Annotated in this window: 1 protein-coding gene; it reads left to right on the top strand. The window is 77.1% G+C overall.

Translation table 11 applies throughout. From position 1 onward, the window contains the following. A partial coding sequence (locus ACWENR_RS30435) for a type I polyketide synthase (RefSeq protein ID WP_452280385.1) occupies positions 1-2,515 on the top strand: 2,515 nt, incomplete at both ends.

Here is a 2,515-nt window from a genome sequence, read left to right as displayed (position 1 = left end):
CTGGTGCCGGCCGCGCCGCCGGCCGGGTCGGGCTGGCGGCCCGCCGGCACGGTGCTGGTGACCGGCGGTACGGGTGCGCTGGGTCGGCACGTGGCCCGCTGGTTGCTGGCCAACGGTGCCGGCGAGGTGGTGCTGGCGTCGCGGCAGGGCCCGGATGCGCCGGGCGCGGCGGAGCTGGTGGCCGAGCTGGGTGCGGTGCGGGTGGTGGCGTGCGACGTCACCGACCGGGCGGCGGTCGACGCGCTCGTGGCGGACCTGCCCGGGCTGACCGCCGTCGTGCACACCGCCGGCGCGTCCGGCGGCACCACCTCCGCGTACGAGGTCAGCGACGACGAGCTGTCGGAGACCCTGGCCGGCAAGGTGCTCGGCGCCGTCAACCTCGACGCCGCCTGCCGGGGCCGGGACCTCGACGCGTTCGTGGTCTTCTCCTCGGTCGCCGGCGTCTGGGGCGGCGGCGGGCAGGCCGGCTACGCGGCCGGCAACGCCCTGCTCGACGCGCTCGTCGCCGCCCGCCGGGCGAAGGGCCTGCCCGCCACCGCCCTGGCCTACGGGCCCTGGGCGGAGGACGGCATGGCCGCCGGCGAGACCGCCGACGGCCTGCGCCGCCGCGGGTTCACCCCGCTCGCGCCCGACGCCGCCGTCGCGGCGCTCGGCCGCTGGGTGAACGCCCCGGAGGCCGCCCCGGTGATCGTCGACGTCGACTGGTCCCGGTTCGTCACGGCGTACACCGTCGCCCGGCCGAGCCGGCTCTTCGACCGGGTCGCCCCGGCCGTCGCCGAGGAACCGGAGCGGCCGGCGCGCGCCGCCGCCACCGACGGGCTGCGGGCCAGGCTCGCGGCGCTGCCGGCGACCGGCCAGGAGGCGCTGCTGGTCGACCTCGTCCGCGCCGAGGCGGCGGCAGTGCTCGGCCACCCCACCACCGACCAGGTGCCGGCCGGCCGGGCGTTCCGCGAGCTGGGCTTCGACTCCCTCGCCGCCGTGCAGCTGCGGGACCGGCTGGGCCGGGTCACCGGCCTGACCCTGCCGTCGACAGTGGTCTTCGACCACCCGTCGGCGGCGGAACTGGCCCGCTTCCTGCGTACCGAAATCGTCATCGGCGCGGACGGCGGACCGGCCACCGGCGGCGTGGCCCCGGCCCGGCCGCCGGCGGACGAGCCGATCGCGATCGTCTCCATGGCCTGCCGCTTCCCCGGCGGGGTGTCGTCGCCGCAGGAGCTGTGGCGACTGCTGGCCGACGGGGTGGACGCGGTCACGCCGATGCCCACCGACCGGGGCTGGGACCTCGACGCCCTGTTCGACAGCGACCCGGAGCGGGTCGGCACCAGCTACACCCGCAGCGGCGGGTTCCTGCACGACGTCGCCGGCTTCGACGCCGCGTTCTTCGGGATCAACCCGCGCGAGGCCCTCGCCATGGACCCGCAGCAGCGGCTGCTGCTGCACACCACCTGGGAGGTCTTCGAACGCGCCGGCATCGACCCGCACCGGGTACGCGGCTCCGCCACCGGCGTCTTCATGGGCACCAACGGGCAGGACTACGCGACGCTGCTGCTGGGCGCCCGCTCCCAGGTGGAGGGCTACCAGGCGACCGGCAACGGCGCGTCGGTGGTCTCCGGCCGCCTCGCGTACTCGTTCGGGCTGCACGGCCCCGCCGTCACCGTCGACACGGCCTGCTCGTCGTCGCTGGTGGCGCTGCACCTGGCCGCGCAGGCGCTGCGCGTCGGCGAGTGCGACCTCGCCCTCGCCGGCGGCGTGACCGTCATGTCCACGCCGGGCGCGTTCCTGGAGTTCTCCCGGCAGCGCGGCCTCGCCGCCGACGGGCGGGTCAAGGCGTTCGCCGAGGCCGCCGACGGCACCGGCTGGGGCGAGGGCGTCGGCGTCCTGCTGCTCCAGCGGCTCTCCGACGCCCAGCGCGACGGCAACCGGATCCTCGCCGTCGTGCGGGGCAGCGCGGTCAACCAGGACGGCGCGAGCAACGGCCTCACCGCACCGAACGGGCCCGCGCAGCAGCGGGTCATCCGGCAGGCGCTGGAGAACGCGGGCCTGACCCCCGCCGACGTGGACGCGGTCGAGGCGCACGGCACGGGCACCACCCTCGGCGACCCGATCGAGGCGCAGGCCCTGCTGGCCACCTACGGCAGGGAACGCCCCGCCGACCGGCCGCTGTGGCTCGGGTCGGTCAAGTCGAACATCGGCCACACCCAGGCCGCGGCGGGCGCCGCCAGCCTGATGAAGATGGTGCTGGCCCTGCAACACGAGGCGCTGCCGGCGACCCTGCACGTCGACGCGCCGACCCCGCACGTCGACTGGACCTCCGGCGCACTGGCGTTGCTCACCGAGGCCCGACCGTGGACGGCCGACGGCCGGCCGCGCCGGGCCGGTGTCTCCTCGTTCGGGATCAGCGGCACCAACGCCCACGTGATCATCGAGGAGGCCCCGCAGCCGGTCGTGCCGGGCCGCGAGTCCGTCGCGGACCGCCTCGAAGCCGGCGGCGGGCGGTCCGGGACGGCCCTGCCGT

The sequence above is a fragment of the Micromonospora sp. NPDC004336 genome, assembly GCF_053602615.1.
Note: the sequence above shows the minus strand (reverse complement) of the source record. Positions and strands in the feature narration are given on the sequence as shown.